The organism is Arthrobacter sp. MAHUQ-56, from assembly GCF_019710585.1.
Taxonomy (GTDB): domain Bacteria; phylum Actinomycetota; class Actinomycetes; order Actinomycetales; family Micrococcaceae; genus Arthrobacter.
In genome coordinates this window covers 147,463-165,423 of the sequence record NZ_JAIFZQ010000010.1, presented here as the reverse complement: position 1 = coordinate 165,423, position 17,961 = coordinate 147,463, and the positions used below count along the sequence as shown (strand labels likewise).

Sequence of the window (17,961 nt, the reverse complement as noted above, 5' to 3'; positions counted from 1 at the left end):
CGGCAGTACGACGACGGCGCCGCTCCCCGCGCAGGGGAGCGGCGCCGTCGTTATTCATGCGCCTCGGAGGACGCGTGGCCCCGCAGGGTCAGCGCTTCTGCCCGCCTGCCGTCCGCGCCAGGAGCACCTTCTCATCCACCGGGGACTGCCCGCTGGCACGCTCGCTGCGCAGGTGCGCGCGGGCCTCGTCCTGCCGTTCCTTCTCGGCGCCCGTGGCGATGGCCGCCCGGATATGGTCGTCGCCGTAGCCGAACGCTTCCACCAGATCCAGGGCGTGCGGGCGGATTTTCTCCAGCAGCCTGTTGATGTACCCGCCCACGGTGCGGGCCCGCTGCATCGACAGGCGCCCGTTCATCAGGTACCAGGAGAGGTTCTTTTCGATCAGGGACAGGCCAAAGAGGTCACGCAGCCAGGTCAGGACCAGCTTGGTTCCCGGATCCTCCACCCCGTGCAGTGCATCGGTGAACGCTTCCCACTGAAGCAGTTCAGCATGGGCCTGGGCTGCTTCGATGAGTTCGTTCTGGTGCCGGTTGAACAGTGCCGCGCCCTTGTCCTGCGGCAGCCGGCCGCTGCCTTTGAGCGCGGTGGCCGCCTCTGCCACCATGGTCTGGACCCTGTCGGTGAGCAGGGCGCGCTGGCTTTCCTCGTCGCGCAGCGCTATGGCGGCCTTCTGGACCGAACCGGTGTCGGCCATGAACTGGGCCACCTGCCGCAGGCCGGTGCGGTGGACGGCGGCCCCGGCCGCCTGGCCCACCACGTACCGGGCCAGGACACCGAAGTCGACGTTGCGGAATTCCTTCGCGTAGTCGGCCAGCAGGCGCTTTGCCACAAGCTGGAGCAGCACCGTGTTGTCGCCTTCGAAGGTGGCGTAGACGTCCAGGTCGGCCCGGAGCGAGGCGAAGCGGTTCTCGATCAGGAATCCGGCTCCGCCGCAGGCTTCCCGGCACTCCTGAAGGGTGTCCAGGGCATGCCAGGTGCTCAGCGGTTTCAGGGCGGCGGCCAGGGTCTCCAGGTCCTGGCGGTCCGCGTCGGTGTCATTGGCACCGGAGAAGACGTCGTCAAATTTCCCGAGCAGCTGCTCGTGGGCGAAGCTGGCCGCATAGGTGGCGGCAAGGCGGGTGAACAAGCGCCGCTGGTGGCGCTGGTAGTCCAGCAGCACTTCTTCGTCGGTGTGGGACGAGGCGTTGAACTGGCGGCGTTCGGTGGCGTACTGGATGGCGGCCTTGAGGGCCACCTTGGACGCGGCAACGGCTGCACCGTCCAGCGAAACCCGGCCTTGCACCAGGGTTCCGAGCATGGTGAAGAAGCGCCGGCCGGGGCTGGCAATGGGTGAGCTGTAGGTTCCATCGGCGTCGACGTTGCCGTAGCGGTTCAGGAGGTTGGTCCGCGGGATCCGTACACGGGTGAAGTGCAGCCGGCCGTTGTCGATGCCGTTGAGGCCGCCCTTGACGCCGTCGTCTTCGCCGCCGATGCCCGGCAGGAATTCCTTGGTGGCCGGGTCCCGAAGGTCCACATAGAACGCGTGCACACCATGGTTCACGCCCCGGGTCACCAGCTGGGCGAAGACGACGGCGGCCAGGCCATCATTGGCTGCGTTGCCAATGTAGTCCTTCCACGCAGCCCTGAACGGGGTGTGGAGCTCGAACTCCCCGGTGGCAGGATCGTAGGTGGCCGTGGTGGCGATGCTGGCGACGTCGGACCCGTGGCCGGTTTCCGTCATGGCGAAGCAGCCGGGGATGTCCAGGCTCATGATGCCCGGCAGCCACTTGGCGTGGTGGTCAGCGGTTCCCAGGTGCATCACCGCGGAGCCGAACAGCCCCCACTGGACGCCGGCCTTAATCTGCAGGGACGGGTCCGCCACCACCAGCTCCTCGAAGCCGGCAATGTTGCCGCCGTGGTCGTCGGACCCGCCCAGCTCAGAGGGAAAGGCGCGGTGCACGGCCTCGTTGTCAACGAGGTACTTCAACTGGCCGAACACCCGTGCGCGGTGCTCCGTGTGCGTCAGGCCCTCAATCTTGTGCAGTTCCGGCCGCGCGGCGAGTTCCCTGGCCTGCAACCGGACCGCGGACCACCGGCCCAGCAGCTGTGCACCCAGGGCCGCGACAACGACGGCGGGCCGGGTGCCGGCGGATTTGTGTGCCGCGGCCGGGCTGGCCGCGGGGCGGAATGCCTTGCGGGTGGATCGGTCCACTACTTCAGTCATGTCACAGTCCTTCGTTGGCGGATAACTTTGTTGTCTGTGAGCCCGTGGTGAGCTCGGGGGCAATGCCTACGCACAGCCATGCGGTGATCTGGCGTGCCATGGTTTCCTGGTCGGGCTTGGCGGGGGAGTCGGGCGTGCTGAGCCACTGCTCGCCGGCATTCCGCACCAGGCCGATGGCGGCCTTGGGCCAGTAGCCGATGACGTTTTCCCGGCCGCCGCCCAGGTGGGAGCGCATGGGCGTGGCGATCATCTCCGCAACGGCGTCGAAGAAGTGGCCCAGTGCACTGCCCATCGCGGACGCCGGCGTGCCGCCAGGATCGCCCGGCGCGTGGCTGGTGACAAAGGTGTACACGCTGGGGCTGGTGTCGGCCATTTGAAGGTAGGCCGAGACCATCGCCAGCAACCCTTCCCGCGGTGTCTGGGCGCCCTGCGCAGCTTCCCGCATGCGGTGCTGCATCTGGCTCAGGACCACCTCGCCCACCGCCTGTTGCAGCCCTGCCTTGTCGCCGAAATAGCGGTAGAACACGGATTTGGACGTTCCCGCCGCTGTTGCGATCTCCTCCATGGAGGCGTCGCTGCCAAGGGCGTGCACGGCTTTGCGCGCCTGTTTGATGAGCTCCCGGCGGCGTTCCTCCCGGTGGCTCTGCCAGCGCGAGGACCGGCCGTCGGGGCTGGCGCCGGACTGGTGTTCGGTGCTGGTATCCGGGTTGTTCACGATACTGAGCGTATCAGGTACGCTGGGTATCGGTAACCGCTTGTGACCAGAGGAGCTATCCATGTCCATTGACGGACAGTCCGTGCCCGGCCCAGGGGCAGCAGCCCAGGGAACCACCGTTCCAGCCACCCGCAGGGCGGTGATTGTCGGCGGCAACCGGATCCCGTTCGCCCGGGCCGGCGGGGCTTATGCCAAATCTTCCAACCAGGACATGCTCACCGCAGCGCTGGACGGGCTGATTGCCCGCTTCGGCCTCCAGGATGAGCGCATCGGCCAGGTGGCCGCCGGCGCGGTGCTGAAGCACTCCAGGGACTTCAACCTGACCCGCGAGGCTGTCCTGGGTTCCGCGTTGTCCGCCGAGACACCCGTCTACGACCTCCAGCAGGCCTGCGCCACGGGCCTTGAGACAGTGGTCGGCCTGGCAAACAAGATCAAGCTGGGCCAGATCGATTCAGCCATCTCCGGCGGAGTCGACTCGGCATCGGACGCACCCGTAGTGGTCAGCGAGGGCCTCCGCGAGATCATCCTGGACCTCAACCGGGCCAAGACCCTTCCGCAGCGGCTGCAGATCCTCAGCCGGCTCCGTCCCAAGGACCTGGCACCGCTGGCACCGGGCACCTCGGAGCCCCGTACCGGCCTGTCCATGGGCGAGCACCAGGCGCTCACCACGGCGCAGTGGAAGATCACCCGGGAGGCCCAGGATGAACTTGCGCTGAACAGCCACCGGAACCTTGGGGCAGCGTTCGACTCCGGCTTCTTTGACGACCTGATGACCCCGTACCGGGGATTGACCCGGGACGCCAACCTGCGCGCGGACACGTCCATGGAGAAGCTGGCCTCACTGAAGCCGGTCTTCGGCCGCAATCTTGGTGCCGACGCCACCATGACCGCCGGCAACTCCACGCCGTTGACCGACGGCGCCTCCACCGTCCTCTTGGCGTCCGAGGAATGGGCCGACGCGCGCGACCTGCCCAAGCTCGCCGCCGTGGTTGACGCCGAGGCGGCAGCGGTGGACTTCGTCCACGGCAAGGACGGGCTGCTGATGGCGCCGGTGTTCGCCGTCCCCAGGCTGCTGGCCCGCCACAACCTCACCCTGGCCGACATCGACTACTTTGAAATCCACGAAGCCTTCGCCGCGACCGTGCTGAGCACCCTGGCTGCCTGGGAGGATGACGAATTCGGCCGCACCCGCCTGGGCCTGGACGGTGCCTTCGGCAGCATCGACCGCTCACGCCTGAACGTCAACGGTTCCTCGCTGGCCGCCGGCCACCCCTTCGCGGCGACCGGCGGGCGCATCGTGGCCACCCTCGCCAAGATGCTCCACGCCAAGGGGAACTCCAACGGCCGGCCTGCCCGCGGGCTGGTATCCGTGTGTGCCGCCGGCGGCCAGGGCGTCGTCGCAATCCTCGAATCGCTGTAGGGGGCCCGCATGACAGATACATACACCCAATTGGTCAGCAGCGGCCCGGCCCGGAGCCTCGCTAAGAAGCTTGGCTTGCCGCAGCCGGTGGCCCTTCGCCGCTACGAGCCGGGCCAGCCGTTGGTCACCGGTCCGGTCGTCGTACAGGGAAGCACGGCCGGTGCGGACAAGCTCGCCGCCGAACTGCTGTCCTGGAACCTGGACGTCCGGCGGCATGCCGTCCCGGCGGAGAAGCTGGGGGCCATCATCCTGGTCCTGGACGAACTGGAGCATCCGGCAGACCTCGAAAAGCCTGTGCTGGCTGCCGCCGCCTCCCTGCGCGACCTGCGGCCGGGCGGCCGCGTCATCACGGTATCCCACCCAGCGTCGGAAGCCTCCTCTCCTGCGTCTGCTGCGGCACGGCAGGGGGTGGACGGCTTCCTGCGGTCACTCGCGAAAGAGCTGCGCGCCGGAGCAACGGGCAATGGTGTGCTGCTGGCGGACGGGCTGCCCCCGACCAGCCCCAGCTCGCTCGGTGCCATCCGGTTCTTCCTCTCCGGCCGGTCGGCGTTCGTGGACGGACAGTTCCTGACGGTCTCCAGCGAACACGGCGAACTACCCGGCGACCCCGAAAAGCCACTAGCCGGGAAAGTGGCTGTTGTGACCGGTGCGGCGCGCGGCATCGGCGCCCAGATTGCCCGCACGCTGCACCGCGACGGCGCCACCCTGGTCCTCGTGGACATCCCGGCGGCAGGTGACCAGCTGGCGGCCGTGGCCAACGGGGTGAGGGCCACGGCCCTGCAGCTGGACATCAGTGCGGCCGACGCCGGGCAGCGGATTCTCGACCACGCAGTGCAGCGGCACGGCCGGCTGGACATCGTGGTCCACAATGCAGGGATCACGCGGGACAAGCTCCTTGCGAACATGGACCAGGCCCGATGGAGTTCGGTCATCAACATCAACATTGCCGCCCAGCTCCGGATCAACGAGGCCCTGCTGGCATCGGAGCACTTCCGCTCTTCCCCGCGCATCGTTTCGGTTGCCTCCACCAGCGGTATCGCGGGAAACCGCGGGCAGACCAACTACGCGGCCTCGAAGGCGGGAGTGATGGGAATGGTCCACGCCACCGCACCGCTGCTGGCTGCCCGCGGCGGAACCATCAACGCCGTCGCCCCAGGCTTCATTGAAACCGAGATGACCGCACGCATTCCCTTTGCAGTCCGGGAGGTGGCCCGCCGCCTGAACTCGTTGCAGCAAGGCGGCCTGCCATCCGATGTAGCGGAAACGATTGCGTTCCTTGCCAGCGACGCCGCCGGCGGTATCAACGGAGAGGTGCTGCGGGTGTGCGGGCAGAACCTGGTGGGGGCATGACGCTGCCGCAGACGGTGATCCTCCCCGAGATGCCGTCCTTGTCCAAGCTCTATGTCAATGCTGCCGCGCAGGCTGCGCGGCGGAGGCTTCTGGGCGCGCACGACACCGCCACCCTTCCCGCTGAAGGGCATGAGGTCAGGGGGGTCAAGGTCGACGTCGAAAACCTCACGGCATACCAGCACCTGATCGGCGAGACCGCCAGCGACGTCCTGCCTGCCGGCTTCATCCACGCCCTCGCCTTTCCCCTGGCCATGAGCGTGCTGAACCGCGACGACTTTCCGCTGCCCCTGCTCGGCATGATCCACGTGCGGAACAGCATTGAACAGCGCTCGCCGCTGGTGTTCACGGATCTCCTGGATGCCACCGCCCGGGTGGAGAACCTGCGCGGGCACCGGGCCGGCACGCAGGTGGACGTCGTGGTGGAAGTGGGCCCGGCAGGGACCGGCCGTGTGCACTGGCGGGGGGTTTCCACGTACCTGGCCAAGGGCGTTTTCCTGCCGGGAATCGATAAAGCCTCCGCTGCCGAGCCGAAAGCCGACTTCTCAGCGCCCGATCCCACCGCCCTGTGGCACCTGGGGGTGGATACTGGCCGGGCGTACGCCGCGGTGTCGGGGGACTTCAACCCGATCCACCTCAGCGTTCTGTCCGCCAAGGCACTGGGCATGCGGCGTTCCATCGCCCACGGCATGTACCTTGCCTCCCGGGCGCTCGCAGACGTGGGCCCCGCCCGGGGGGACTCCTTTGCCTGGGACGTGGATTTCGAAGCGCCCGTGTTCCTTCCGTGCCGCGTTGCGCTGGAAATCAGCACGGAGCAAGGCGGAGCGGGTGCGTGGAAGCGTTCCACCTTCGTTGCGTGGAATCCGCGGTCGGGCCGGCGCCACTTCAGGGGGACGGTGGAGGCGCTCCATGAAGCCCACGGCCTGCCGGTGACCTAGGTGGCCGGTTGGACGGCCCGCAGGATCCGGTGCAGGCTGAGGAGTATCGACTCGGAAGCAGGGACCGTTCCCTGGCCGGCGTCCCGGTCGGCGGTGGCGGCCATGCAGGCCTCCACCGCCGCCTTTGCGGCGTCGAAGCTGTCCCTCGGAACGTCCACATCGGTGTCGTTGTAGGAGGACAGCAGTACTCCGGTGGCTGAGATGGCGTCGGCCAGCGGTTCGCTGTCCTCCAGCGGGATGGCGTAGGGGACGTCGTCCTTCCAGATCACGTCGGAGAGCACGTCGGTCATGTCCTGGATGTGGAACGTCACCCGCTCCAGCTCCCGCAGGTGGCGGTAGTCCTGGTCCACGTCCCGGGGGTGCAGCTTTCTCCGGGGATTGGCGCGGCGGCTGGCGTCCGCCTCCTTGACAAGGTGCCGCACGGACCTGGCGGCCTCTGCCAGCTCATCAGAGCGGCGGGACCATTCCTCGTGCTCCGGAGGCCAGTTTTCCTTGAGCGCGGCGCCCATGTCGGTCAGTTGTTTCCCCAGGGCCAGGCGCAGTTCGGCCAGGCTCGAAGCCGCGGCGCTCAGATGCAACGGGGGGAAAATCAGGAAGTTGACCGCCACGCCCACAGCCACGCCGGCCCCCATCTGCACCAGGTATCCGAAGGAAAAGTCGTCCGGGTTCTTGCCGCCAACCAGCAGCACCAGCAGGGCCGCCGTCGGAATCCAGTCGCTGCCTGAGCCTATGCGCGGGAGCCCGCCCAGCAGCACACCAATGCCCATGAAGATGGCCACCGTCAGCGGTGAGGGGTCGGCGATGCTGACCAGGATGAAGGCGAGTCCAATACCCAGCGCCAATCCGGCAAGGGTCTGCAGGCCCTGGCGGACAGAGCCGGCAACATTGTGGTACATAGCCACGAGTGCGCCCAGCGGCGCATAGTAGGCGTAATGCGAGGCCGCGCCCGGCATGAGCGGTGCGATCATGAACGCGAGCCCTGCGGCCAAAGCCGCTTTTCCTGCCAGCTGCAGCCGTTGGGCCGCAAAGGCCGCTGAAAGTCCTTCCACTGCCTGTTTGAGAAATTGGGTCCCCCGAGCCCACCGTACGTCCGGTCGTGCTTGAGTATTACCCATCCGGTTTACAGTAGGCGGCAACGGCGCCTTAGGACAAGGCGGCGGCCGCGCGCCGCACCTCGGCGGCCAGCCGGTGTGCCCTGCCTGGCGTGCGGCCCTCTTCAGCCCTGCGTGGTATGTAACCGAAACCAATCCCGTAAGCGGGGTCGGCGAATCCGAGGGCCGCATTGGCTCCCTCGTGGCCGAACGCCCTCCGGCTGCCGAAGTTCCGCGACGGATGGGGTTTCATGAACACCACGGCGAACGCGTTGTCCAGTCCTGAGGACCGGTCCAGGCCCCACACCTGCTCGCGCGACATCGCCTGGATGGTCGAGGCCGACAGGAATGCCGGCCGACCGTCAACGCCTGTGACCGCAGCAGCATAAAGCCGGGCGAGCCCCTCTGCCGAACCCACGCCGCCCGCGGCTGACATGCCGGCAGCCCGGACTGCCCGGATATTGGGTAGCTCCATGATGGTGCTGACGGGTGCGTTGCTGTTGACACCCTCGAGGCTCAGCGGATCCACCCACGCCTGCTCAGGGTCTTCCTGGTACAGGACCTCCAGGAACCGCGGTTCCTCGTCCCCGGGCAGGCCGAGGAAGAAGTCCACGCCCTCAGGCCGGCGGATTCGCCGGTCATAGAGGTCCTGCAGTTCCTCGCCTGCAGTGCGGCGGCAAAGTTCCTCCATGAGGATGCCGATGGTCAGCGCGTGGTATCCGAACTGCCGGCCGGGTTCCCAGGAAGGTGCGGCAGCGGCAAGCCGGGCCGCCGCCCGGGGCGTGGTGAACTCGTCGAGCGCGAAGCCGCCGTCGGGGCCCATCAGGCCGGCCTGGTGCGACAGAGCCTCACGGACCAGCAGCCTGTCCTTTCCGTGGACGGCGAACTCCGGCCAGTAGTACGCAACCTGCTTGTCCAGGTCCAGGAGTCCGTCCTGGACAAGCAAAGCGATGACCATCGCGCCAACACCCTTGGAGCAGGAGTAGGCGCCGGTAATGGTGCCGGGCGCCATGTCCGGACCGCCGGTCAGGCTGAGCACCTGTTCGCCGTTGTGGTACGCGGACAGTTGGGCGCTGTACCCGGCGTCGGAAGCAAGGAATGACTGGAACAATGCGAGCACGTTCTCATAGCCGGGCGCAACAAAGCCGAGGGGAGTCTGCATCCTCCCAGTCTAGACGGAAAGCGTTTTCCTTCTAGTGCGCCGCTCCGTGCCCGGCTGCGACTTCCTCTCCGGCCTTGACCGGACCCGGCGGTGTTCCGTTGCCGAACGGCCGGCCGCCAAGGGACTCCCGGCCATGGTCCTCTAGCCACCCGGCCAGGTCAGGACCGGCGGGAACGATCCCGGTGGGATTGATGTCCTCGTGCACGATGTAGTAGTGCTGCTTGATCTGCACGAAGTCGATGGTGTCCCCGAAACCCGGCGTCTGGAACAGGTCCCGGGCATAGCCCCACAGGTTCGGCATCTCGCTGAGCTTCTGCCGGTTGCACTTGAAGTGTCCGTGATAGACCGGATCGAACCTGGCAAGCGTGGTGAACAACCGGACGTCGGCCTCGGTGATGGTGTCTCCCACGAGGTAGCGCTGGCGGGAGAGGCGGTCCTCAAGCCAGTCCAATGCAGTCCACAGCCTGTCGTACGCCGAGTCGTACGCCTCCTGGGACCCGGCGAAGCCACAGCGGTAGACACCGTTGTTGACCTCGGTGAAGATGCGCTTGTTGACCTGGTCAATTTCCCCGCGGAGGTGGGCCGGGTAGAGCTCCGGTGCGCCCGGCCGGTGAAACTCGGTCCATTCGGTCGAAAAGTCCAGCGTGATCTGGGGAAAGTTGTTGGTCACCACTTCGCCGGTGGAAACCTCGACGATGGCCGGAACCGTGATCCCGCGGGGGTAGCCGGGGAACCTCTTGAAGTACGCCTCCTGCAGGCGTTCGATCCCCAGGACCGGATCCACCCCTCCGGGGTCGAGGTCGAAGGTCCAGGAGCGGGCGTCATGGGTGGGTCCGGGCTGTCCAAGGGAAATGGCATCCTCCAGCCCCAGCAGCCTGCGGACAATGACCGTCCTGTTCGCCCATGGGCATGCCCTGGCCGCGATCAGCCGGTAACGGCCGGATTCCACTGGCCAGCCGGGTTCGCCGTTGTTGCCGGGAGCGCCATCCCTCGTGATGCGGTCCTCGATGTAGTTGGTGTCGCGGGTGAACTCCGCGCCGCCGGTCACGTAGGCTCCGCGGGTGCTGTGCTGGGCAGGGGCTGCGGTATGGGTGCTGTCTGTTTCCTGGCTCATGGCACCAGACTATGCGCCTTTGAGCAGGATGGTTGAGACCGGCTGCCACGCCGCGAACCACGCTCCGGCCACCAGGACGGCGAACAAAGCGATCCACAGTGCGGACGGAACGGCCGTGGCACGGTACAGCAGGTAGGCGTCGGAACTTCCCAGGCGCTCACGGCGACGCACGTGCACGTTCGCCAGCTTCAGGAGGTCCCGGACGGCGGCGACGAGCAGCGCAAGGCCGAGGCAGACCACCACATGGCCCGTGAAAGCAGCAGGCACCAGGACGATGAGGGCCGCAATACCGGCAATGGCGGCACCTGTGATCAGGAAACCGGCGGCATTGCGCAGGAACAGCAGGGACACAGCCAGCGTCAGGGCGCTGGCCGCCAGGGCGGCCGGACCCCATCCACTGACGCCCGCCCAGACGAAGGCCGCGCCAACGATCGCGGGGACCGGATACCCCCAGAAGCAGGACCAGGCCGTCGCCAGCCGGCTCCGGCTGCGGGTGGTGGTGGTCCCGGAGTGGTCAAGGCGAAGCCGGATGCCCGACAGCCTCTGGCCGGTGGTTACGGCGGCGAAGGCGTGCCCCAGCTCATGGGTAGCGGTGGCCAGGAGGCCGAAGTAGCGCCATGAACGCCGGGGGATGGACAGTGTGATCGCTGCCGCAAGAGTCAGCAGCATCTCCGTCCAGGTGATGTCCGGGACGGGTGCCTGCAGGAAGGCGTTCGTAAAGGTGTCCCAGAATCTGCCGGGGCTGGTCAATGCTGCCTCCTGGCGGCCGGACGTCGTCGTATATTCCTGCCCACGCCAGCGGTACTGGCCGGGGGGCTTAAAGCCGAAAGGCACGCCAGGGCGTGCCTACGGATGACGTTGCGGAAGTGTGTCGCTTAGCCTTCGCACTCGGTGCAGTAGCTGTGGCCGTCCTTCTGGCGGGCGATCTGTGACCGGTGCCGCACCAGGAAGCAGGAGTAGCAGGTGAACTCGTCCTCGGCCTGTGGAATGACCTGGACCACGAGTTCCTCCGCGACAAACTCACCGCCAGGGACCCCGGCGCTGTCCAGTCCGTCAGCTTCGTCAAGCTCCAGCACAACGCTGCGTGCGTCGGGAGCATTGGCTGACTGGAGCTGCTCGAGGGAGTTGTCCTGCGATTCCTTGACGTCGGAGCGCAGTTCATCGTAATCGGTTGCCACTTTAGGTGCTTCTCTTTTCTTTGGTTCGCTTTCGGGTATGAAACGTACAGCATCAACCCCCTATTCCCCAACAGGGGGCGTAGATCCGCCACCTGTTGGGTAAAGGATCAGCAAGCAGCCAACAGGTTTGAGACCGCGTTCCGGCTGCATGGGCAACGAAGGGGCGGCGCAGGCCGTTCCCAGCGACTAGGGAAGGGTCCTTACATGGAGCAACTCACGGCGGAGTTCGGTGGGGCCGCACAAATTGGCATGGGCGTTGGTCCGGTGCTGGAGAAATTTCCGGACGTCGCCAGGATTGCCGTCCTCCGCGGCGGTGGGCTGGGTGACCTTATCTTCGCCATTCCGGCCATGGCGGCGCTTAAGGCTGCCTATCCCGGGGCGGAGCTCACCCTTCTGGGCACTCCCATCCACCAGGCACTGCTGGACGCCGTCACGAGCCCGGTGGATGAGGTGCGGGTGCTGCCGTTCGCCGAGGGTGTGCGGCCGGGGGAGGAGGACGCGGAGGCGCTGGAGGAGTTCTTTGCCGACATGCGCGGACGCAACTTCGACCTCGCCGTCCAGCTGCACGGCGGCGGCCGCTACTCAAACCCGTTCCTGTCGCGGTTGGGCGCACGCCATACGGTGGGCACCCGGACTGCTGACGCCGCAAGCCTGGAACGGACAATCCCGTACCTCTATTACCAGCACGAGCCCTTGAGGGCGCTGGAGGTTGCCGGCTTCGCGGGCGCCTTCCCCGTTGACCTGGAGGCGCGGCTGGCCCCCGCCGGCGGGGGAGCCTTGCAGGACAGGGGAGACGACGACGGGCGGCCACTGGTGGTGCTTCATCCAGGGGCTACCGACCCACGGCGCCGGTGGCCGGCAGAAAAGTTCGCCGAACTCGCGGCTGCCTGCGCTGCGGACGGTTCCCGGGTGGTGATCGTCGGCGACGGCAGTGAACAGGAGCTGGCCGAACGGATCAGCGGACTTGCATCCTCGTCCGCGGTGTCCTCGGTCGCCGGTGCCCTCGACATGGCAGGCCTTGTGGCGTTACTTGCCAGGGCCGACGCCGTCGTGGCCAATGACAGCGGTCCCCGGCACCTGGCCCAGGCCCTGGGTGTCCCCACGGTCGGAATCTTCTGGGTGGGTAACGTCATCAATGCCGGCGCGCTCGGCAGGAGCCTGCACCGCGTCCACGCTTCCTGGGTGACGGCCTGCCCTACGTGCGGCATCGACGTGACCCAGGTCGGCTGGACAGCTCCGCGCTGCTCCCACGACGAATCGATCGTGGGCACCATTGGAGTGCAGGATGTATATGAGGATGTGCGCAGCCTGACGGCCACCGGGGCCGCAAAGGGGAAGGCATGAACGGCGGGGGAGCTGCACAGGAGGCCGTGGACAGTTTCCTGCCTGATGGCAAGCCCGAGCTCCTGGTGCTTCGCGCCTTGAAGCTGGGAGACCTGTTGGTTGCCGTGCCGGCTCTGAAGGGGATCCGCCGCGCGTTTCCCGGGCACCGGCTGAGGTATGCGGCGCAGGGCTGGCTGTCCGAAGCGCTCGGGCTGGTAGGCGGCTACGAGTTGCTGCCCACCCACGGCCTTGACGAGCCGTTGGCGATGGAGCCGGGCGTGGTGGATGTTGCCGTCAACCTGCATGGCAGCGGACCGGAGAGCCAGGGCCGGATCGAAGCGCTTAAGGCGCGGCAGGTGATTGGACACCGCAGCCCGCATCGTGAAGGGCCGCCCTGGCGGCCGGAACTGCATGAACGCGAACGGTGGGTCCGCCTCGTGCAATGGCACGGAATAGCGGCCGACCCGCTGGACGTCCATTTGGACAAACCCCATGTTCCAAGTCCCATCCCCGGTGCGACAGTCCTCCATGTGGGCGCGGCCTACGGCAGCAGGCTGTGGCCGGCAGAACGCTTCGCCGCAGTGGCTGCAGCGCTCGCAGAAGCAGGGCATCAGGTGGTCTTCACCGGCGGCCAATCCGAGAAGGACAGGGCTGAAGGGGTCTGCCGCCTCGCGGGGCTGCCTTCGGAAGCTGTACTGGCCGGAGTGCTGGGGCTGGGCCAATTTGCGGCTACGATTGCCTCCGCCCGCTTGGTGATCTCCGCTGACACCGGCGCCGCTCACCTGGCATCCGCCTACGGCACGCCGTCCGTGGTGCTGTTTGGCCCCGCGCCACCCGAAATTTGGGGTCCGCCGCCGGGACCCCACGTCGTGCTCACCCGGGCTGAACTGCGGCGTGGTGACACGTTCGCTGCCCAGCCGGACCCGGCCCTGCTGGCGGTCCAGGTGCAGGACGTCATGGCAGCCGTCAGGGGGCTGGGGCTACTTTAGGAATGTGGGCCAGCGCATCCTCAATGTGGTTCTGCCAAGGGTTGCGGCGCGCCGCCAGGGCCTAGAATGTGGTATGGGCACTGAGATGGCAATTGCCTTGGTGTTTGTGACGGCGTTCCTGTGGATGGCAGTAACGCTGACGATTTTGTCCGCCATTGACCGGCCGGAGCGGAAAGCGCGGCGGCAGGAACGGCGTGACATACGGGACGCGCGGCGGATCGAGTACCGGCCGGTGGCCGCTGGGACGCAGGGGCGGAACCGGCACCCCCGGCCCCGAAGGCTGCACCCTCACTGACGGCGTGGATAACCGCTTCCGCACCTGCCCGACCGCCGGGTCAAGTCTTGACCGCAGCCGCCCATGGGCCGACACTTTTGCGATGGGCGTGAGTGAAGAGTTGCGGGCGTTGGCGGAAGTGGTGGACCGGCTGGCGGCCAGGTTTCCCGGTCTATCCAGGGAACAGATCGAGGACGTCGTCCAACAGGAGCACAGACTGCTGGACACGGGGAGGGTGCGCGCGTTCGTGCCCGTCCTGGTCGAGCATGCGGCCCGGGACCGGCTGGCGCGGTGAATCCGGCAAGGCGCTATCCGATGCGGGATCACTCGGCGACGGTGTCGCCGTGGCGGTGTGCCACCTTCCACAGGCCGTCTTCCCGGCGATAAACCTGCGTGGCACGCAGGACGTAACTGCGGGGCATGCCGTCGACGGAAGCCGATGTATGTTCCAAACCGGCAGTGTAGGCCATGTCGCCCTGGACGTCGTAGGCCAATAGTTCAAACTCGTATGCCGTGCACTTCGAAAACTGTTGCGCAAGGCTGACGAACAATTCGTCCAGCTCCCTTTGCCCGAAGGCACTTCGCCACGCGCCCAGGACACTGACGGGTTCGTTGCGGGACCAGATGGCACGGCGTGGTCCGGCGTCGCCGTTGTGGAGAGCCAGTTCGGCGTCGTGCAACGCAGTCCGTACCCAGGCCAGGAAATCATCGGAGTCAGTCACCGCTCCAGTATGCGCCGGGCCGCCCATTCATGTCGGCAAGGCCGCTTAGGGGGCTGCGATGTCGACGAGCACCTTTCCAACCGTGCCCTGTTCAACGGCGTCGTGGGCTGCAGCCGTCGCCTCGAGCGGGAAGCGGGTCACCGGCAGCCCGTGTTCCTCCCCGACGCGGAGCGCGCCCGCGGCCAGGGCGTCCGCCACGGCGGCCACTGCGTGCTGTTTCTGCTCGTCCGTGACGGTGTAGGTGAGGATGAACTGGTACCGGACGTTCTTTGTCATGCTTTCGCGGATGGGCACGTTGAGTGATTCCCCGGGGTTGGCGGCGTAGATGGAGATGGTTCCCCCGGGTTTGAGCACCTGCAGGTCCGTGCCGATGTTCGCTGGGGCGTTGACGTCCACGATGATGTCAACACCCTCCGTCACTTCCGCGCGGACTGAAGCAACGACGTCGTCCGTCCGGTAGTTGACCACCTTTGCCGCACCGGCGCGCCGCGCGAGGTCAGCCTTCCGGTCCCCGCTGACGGTTGTGATGACTGTTGCACCGGCCCAGCATGCGAGCTGGATGGCGGCGTGCCCCACTGCACCGGCGCCGCCGGTGACCAGCACGGTCCGGCCCGCCAGGGCCCCCGCGGAGAGCCTGGCAGGCCCGTCCTCGTTGGACGTCAGTGCCCGGTGCGCTGTCAACGCTGGTATCCCCAGGGAGGCGCCGGTGTCGAAGGACTCGGTGTCGGGAAGCGCCACGGCCTTATGCGCCGGTACGACGACGTACTCCTGGGCCGTGCCTTCATTGCAGCCCCAGGCAACATCCCAGAGCCAGACCCGGTCACCAACACTGAGTCCACCCACTCCGGGGCCTACTTCGTCGATCACGCCGGCTCCGTCCTGGTTAGGGACCTTGGGTGCGTCAAGCTTCTTGCTCCCGCCTCCGGACCGTGATTTCCAGTCAGTGGGATTCACCCCGGACACCACGAGCCGGACCCGGACTTCGCCGTCCCCGGGGTTGGCGATCGGCCTGTCCTGAAACCGCAATACCGTCGAAGGCCCTGTCTCTGCATATACGATCGCTTTCACTTCTGCTCCCATGTCCCGATCCGGTCTGGCGTACCGCACCAACCTATCGCTGTCCCTGGCCCTGGAAATGCACCGCGATGCCAATGGGGGCGGCCGGGTCCTCAATCCTCGCACCAGCGCTGATGTCCATTGCATGGACAGGCATCTGTGGCCCCGGACTTCGCGCGGGGCCCCACGAAGGCACCCGGATGGGTAGTGTGGGCGGATGGATTTCTCTTCTGTTCTCGCAGGCGGCATCGTGCTCCGGCCAGTCCAGGAATTGGATGCCCGGGCGCTGGCAGAGGCATTCCAGCGGAACCGCACACACCTCGCCCCGTGGGAGCCAATCCGCCCCGAGACGTTCTACACAGTCCACGGCCAGCGAGAGGTGATCACCAGGCAGCGTGGTGAACTCGCCGCGGGCACGGCTCTTCCGATGGTGCTCGCAAGGGGCAGCAGCATCGTCGGACTGCTGACGCTGAGTTCGATCGTGCGCGGTGCCTTCCAGAACGCACACCTTGGCTACTGGATTGACCAGGCGCAGCAGGGGTCCGGAGTCATGACCGCGGCGGTGGCCGCAGCCGCGGACATCGCCAAGGCGGTGCTGAACCTCCACCGCCTTGAAGCCGCGACGCTGGTGCACAACACCGCATCCCAAAGGGTGCTTGAGAAGAACGGCTTCGAGTCCTATGGCACGGCGCGCGGCTACCTCCGGATAGCCGGCCAGTGGCAGGACCACCGATTGTTCCAGCGGATACTCTGACCTCCGGGTACGTCCCTGCCTTAGGTCGCCAACCCGGCACGGCTGGCGAGCGGGCCGCGTGGCGCAGGAACAAGGAAAGCCCCGGAAAATCAACGATTTTCCGGGGCTTCCCATGTGTGCGCGGAGGGGGACTTGAACCCCCACCCCCTTTCGAGGACTAGCACCTCAAGCTAGCGCGTCTGCCATTCCGCCACCCGCGCAGGTGGTATTCGGGGAGCCGTTCACACCTTTCAGTGTTTCGCGCCTCTCCGAAGCAGCGAGAAAAACTCTAACACGACTTTTCGTGAACAACGAATCGGGCCAACTCGGTAGGCTGAGGGCAGCGATTCAGCCCGTTTTCCACCCAGTCCCAAGCGAGGAGCCTTCACATGCCTGACGTCCTGCCCCAGGATGAAGTAGTCCGGATCTGCCAGGAGCTCATCCGGATCGACACCTCCAACTACGGCGACGGATCCGGACCGGGGGAGCGGGCTGCCGCCGAGTACGCCGCCGGGCTGATCGAAGAGGTGGGCCTTGACGCCGAGATCTTCGAGTCCGCCCCCGGCCGCGCCAACGTGGTCACCCGCATGGCCGGCGAGGACCCGTCCGCCAGCGCACTCGTAGTGCACGGCCACCTGGACGTCGTTCCGGCCCTTCGCGACCAGTGGTCCGTCGACCCGTTCGGCGCCGAACTGAAGGACGGCCTCATCTGGGGCCGCGGCGCCGTCGACATGAAGGACATGGACGCCATGATCCTCTCGGTCCTGCGGGGCTTCGCAAGGGAAGGCAGGAAGCCCAAACGCGACATCATCTTCGCCTTCTTCGCCGACGAGGAAGCCGGCGGCGTCTACGGCGCCCGGTACGCGGTGGACAACCGCCCCGAACTGTTCGAGGGCGCCACCGAGGCCATCTCCGAGGTGGGCGGCTTCTCCGCCACCATCGGCGGCCAGCGCACCTACCTCCTGCAGACCGCCGAGAAGGGCATCTCTTGGCTCCGGCTGGTGGCCCACGGCCGCGCGGGCCACGGCTCCCAGATCAACACCGACAACGCCGTCACCCGGCTTGCCGGGGCCGTCACACGCATCGGCGAATACAAATGGCCCATCGAGCTCACGCCCACCACCCGCCAGTTCCTGGACGGCGTGACCGAACTCACCGGGGTGGAGTTCGACGCCGACAATCCGGACCTCCTGCTCAGCCAGCTTGGAACGGTGGCGCGCTTCGTCGGAGCGACCCTGCAGAACACCACCAACCCGACGCTCCTCAAGGGCGGCTACAAGCACAACGTCATCCCGGAGTCGGCGGAAGCGCTGGTGGACTGCCGGACCCTGCCGGGCCAGGAACAGCAGGTCCTCGAAATCGTCCGCGAGCTGGCAGGCAACGGCGTCGACGTTAGCTACGTCCACAATGACGTCTCCCTTGAGGTCCCGTTCGCCGGCAACCTCGTGGACTCCATGATCGATGCCCTGCACAAGGAGGACCCCGGTGCGAAGGTCCTGCCCTACACCCTCTCCGGCGGTACGGACAACAAATCGCTGAGCCGCCTCGGAATCACCGGCTACGGCTTCGCGCCGCTGATGCTTCCGGACGAGCTGGACTTCACCGGCATGTTCCACGGCGTCGACGAACGGGTCCCCGCCGACTCCCTCAAGTTCGGCGCCAGGGTGCTCGACACCCTGCTGACCAACTACTGAGG

General features: G+C 66.9%; 17 protein-coding genes and 1 tRNA gene. 8 read left to right on the top strand and 10 right to left on the bottom strand.

What is annotated here, in order from left to right:
* Positions 1–88 precede the first annotated feature (88 nt).
* A complete protein-coding gene (locus tag K4G53_RS07430) occupies positions 89–2,203 on the bottom strand; it encodes an acyl-CoA dehydrogenase (protein ID WP_221385069.1) in 2,115 nt (704 codons plus the stop codon).
* A gap of 1 nt (position 2,204) precedes the next feature.
* Positions 2,205–2,918, bottom strand: coding sequence for a TetR/AcrR family transcriptional regulator (locus tag K4G53_RS07425; RefSeq protein ID WP_308287845.1), 714 nt, complete (start codon positions 2,916–2,918; stop codon positions 2,205–2,207).
* A gap of 61 nt (positions 2,919–2,979) precedes the next feature.
* Here K4G53_RS07425 and K4G53_RS07420 point away from each other — a divergent pair, with 61 nt between their 5' ends.
* The 3 genes from K4G53_RS07420 to K4G53_RS07410 are packed head-to-tail and all read left to right on the top strand — an operon-like array spanning position 2,980 to position 6,623.
* On the top strand, positions 2,980–4,338 hold the full coding sequence (locus tag K4G53_RS07420) for an acetyl-CoA C-acetyltransferase (protein WP_221385068.1): 1,359 nt from the start codon (positions 2,980–2,982) through the stop codon (positions 4,336–4,338).
* Positions 4,339–4,347: 9 nt separating this feature from the next.
* Positions 4,348–5,688, top strand: coding sequence for a 3-oxoacyl-ACP reductase (locus K4G53_RS07415; protein WP_221385067.1), 1,341 nt, complete (start codon positions 4,348–4,350; stop codon positions 5,686–5,688).
* Positions 5,685–6,623 carry a MaoC/PaaZ C-terminal domain-containing protein gene (locus tag K4G53_RS07410; RefSeq protein WP_221385066.1) on the top strand — a complete coding sequence of 313 codons (939 nt, stop codon included), beginning with the start codon at positions 5,685–5,687 and terminating at the stop codon, positions 6,621–6,623. The genes K4G53_RS07415 and K4G53_RS07410 overlap by 4 nt, the downstream gene beginning before the upstream one ends.
* On the opposite strand, the gene K4G53_RS07405 is transcribed toward K4G53_RS07410, so the two are convergent.
* From K4G53_RS07405 to K4G53_RS07385, 5 genes are all read right to left on the bottom strand, one after another.
* A complete protein-coding gene (locus tag K4G53_RS07405; RefSeq protein ID WP_221385065.1) occupies positions 6,620–7,672 on the bottom strand; it encodes an aromatic acid exporter family protein in 1,053 nt (350 codons plus the stop codon). The two genes, K4G53_RS07410 and K4G53_RS07405, sit on opposite strands and share 4 nt — an antisense overlap.
* A 94-nt stretch (positions 7,673–7,766) precedes the next feature.
* Positions 7,767–8,876, bottom strand: coding sequence for a serine hydrolase domain-containing protein (locus K4G53_RS07400; protein ID WP_221385064.1), 1,110 nt, complete (start codon positions 8,874–8,876; stop codon positions 7,767–7,769).
* Positions 8,877–8,907: 31 nt separating this feature from the next.
* Positions 8,908–9,990 carry a glutathione S-transferase family protein gene (locus tag K4G53_RS07395; protein WP_221385063.1) on the bottom strand — a complete coding sequence of 361 codons (1,083 nt, stop codon included), beginning with the start codon at positions 9,988–9,990 and terminating at the stop codon, positions 8,908–8,910.
* A gap of 9 nt (positions 9,991–9,999) precedes the next feature.
* Positions 10,000–10,740 carry a M50 family metallopeptidase gene (locus K4G53_RS07390; protein ID WP_260323384.1) on the bottom strand — a complete coding sequence of 247 codons (741 nt, stop codon included), beginning with the start codon at positions 10,738–10,740 and terminating at the stop codon, positions 10,000–10,002.
* 125 nt (positions 10,741–10,865) lie between these two features.
* Positions 10,866–11,168, bottom strand: a complete 303-nt coding sequence (locus tag K4G53_RS07385; RefSeq protein ID WP_221385062.1) for a DUF4193 domain-containing protein — start codon at positions 11,166–11,168, stop codon at positions 10,866–10,868.
* Between the two features lie 204 nt (positions 11,169–11,372).
* Between K4G53_RS07385 and K4G53_RS07380 the strand changes: the two genes are divergently transcribed.
* The 3 genes from K4G53_RS07380 to K4G53_RS21270 all read left to right on the top strand — a co-directional run bounded on the left by K4G53_RS07380 (position 11,373) and on the right by K4G53_RS21270 (position 14,049).
* Positions 11,373–12,512 (top strand): glycosyltransferase family 9 protein, encoded by a 1,140-nt coding sequence (locus K4G53_RS07380; RefSeq protein WP_221385061.1) that lies wholly within the window; start codon positions 11,373–11,375, stop codon positions 12,510–12,512.
* Positions 12,509–13,480 carry a glycosyltransferase family 9 protein gene (locus K4G53_RS07375; RefSeq protein WP_221385060.1) on the top strand — a complete coding sequence of 324 codons (972 nt, stop codon included), beginning with the start codon at positions 12,509–12,511 and terminating at the stop codon, positions 13,478–13,480. The genes K4G53_RS07380 and K4G53_RS07375 overlap by 4 nt, the downstream gene beginning before the upstream one ends.
* A 194-nt stretch (positions 13,481–13,674) precedes the next feature.
* Positions 13,675–14,049, top strand: coding sequence for a three-helix bundle dimerization domain-containing protein (locus tag K4G53_RS21270; protein ID WP_260323383.1), 375 nt, complete (start codon positions 13,675–13,677; stop codon positions 14,047–14,049).
* Between the two features lie 28 nt (positions 14,050–14,077).
* On the opposite strand, the gene K4G53_RS07365 is transcribed toward K4G53_RS21270, so the two are convergent.
* Entirely contained in the window at positions 14,078–14,476 is a 399-nt protein-coding gene (locus K4G53_RS07365) for a nuclear transport factor 2 family protein (protein WP_221385059.1), read from the bottom strand.
* A 45-nt stretch (positions 14,477–14,521) separates the two neighbouring features.
* Positions 14,522–15,544, bottom strand: a complete 1,023-nt coding sequence (locus K4G53_RS07360) for an NADPH:quinone reductase (protein WP_221385058.1) — start codon at positions 15,542–15,544, stop codon at positions 14,522–14,524.
* 205 nt (positions 15,545–15,749) lie between these two features.
* On the opposite strand from K4G53_RS07360, the gene K4G53_RS07355 reads away from it, so the two are divergent.
* A complete protein-coding gene (locus K4G53_RS07355) occupies positions 15,750–16,286 on the top strand; it encodes a GNAT family N-acetyltransferase (protein ID WP_221385057.1) in 537 nt (178 codons plus the stop codon).
* 117 nt (positions 16,287–16,403) lie between these two features.
* On the opposite strand, the gene K4G53_RS07350 is transcribed toward K4G53_RS07355, so the two are convergent.
* Positions 16,404–16,486, bottom strand: a tRNA-Leu gene (locus K4G53_RS07350).
* Positions 16,487–16,654: 168 nt separating this feature from the next.
* Here K4G53_RS07350 and K4G53_RS07345 point away from each other — a divergent pair.
* Positions 16,655–17,959 carry a M20/M25/M40 family metallo-hydrolase gene (locus K4G53_RS07345; RefSeq protein WP_221385056.1) on the top strand — a complete coding sequence of 435 codons (1,305 nt, stop codon included), beginning with the start codon at positions 16,655–16,657 and terminating at the stop codon, positions 17,957–17,959.
* Positions 17,960–17,961 lie beyond the last annotated feature (2 nt).

What these genes read in the sequence shown, in the direction of transcription:
- K4G53_RS07430 (WP_221385069.1), bottom strand. Translation starts at nt 2,203, where the DNA reads ATGACTGAAGTAGTGGACCGATCCACCCGCAAGGCATTCCGCCCCGCG.
- K4G53_RS07420 (WP_221385068.1), top strand. Translation starts at nt 2,980, where the DNA reads ATGTCCATTGACGGACAGTCCGTGCCCGGCCCAGGGGCAGCAGCCCAG.
- K4G53_RS07415 (WP_221385067.1), top strand. Translation starts at nt 4,348, where the DNA reads ATGACAGATACATACACCCAATTGGTCAGCAGCGGCCCGGCCCGGAGC.
- K4G53_RS07410 (WP_221385066.1), top strand. Translation starts at nt 5,685, where the DNA reads ATGACGCTGCCGCAGACGGTGATCCTCCCCGAGATGCCGTCCTTGTCC.
- K4G53_RS07400 (WP_221385064.1), bottom strand. Translation starts at nt 8,876, where the DNA reads ATGCAGACTCCCCTCGGCTTTGTTGCGCCCGGCTATGAGAACGTGCTC.
- K4G53_RS07395 (WP_221385063.1), bottom strand. Translation starts at nt 9,990, where the DNA reads ATGAGCCAGGAAACAGACAGCACCCATACCGCAGCCCCTGCCCAGCAC.
- K4G53_RS07380 (WP_221385061.1), top strand. Translation starts at nt 11,373, where the DNA reads ATGGAGCAACTCACGGCGGAGTTCGGTGGGGCCGCACAAATTGGCATG.
- K4G53_RS07375 (WP_221385060.1), top strand. Translation starts at nt 12,509, where the DNA reads ATGAACGGCGGGGGAGCTGCACAGGAGGCCGTGGACAGTTTCCTGCCT.
- K4G53_RS07355 (WP_221385057.1), top strand. Translation starts at nt 15,750, where the DNA reads ATGGATTTCTCTTCTGTTCTCGCAGGCGGCATCGTGCTCCGGCCAGTC.
- K4G53_RS07345 (WP_221385056.1), top strand. Translation starts at nt 16,655, where the DNA reads ATGCCTGACGTCCTGCCCCAGGATGAAGTAGTCCGGATCTGCCAGGAG.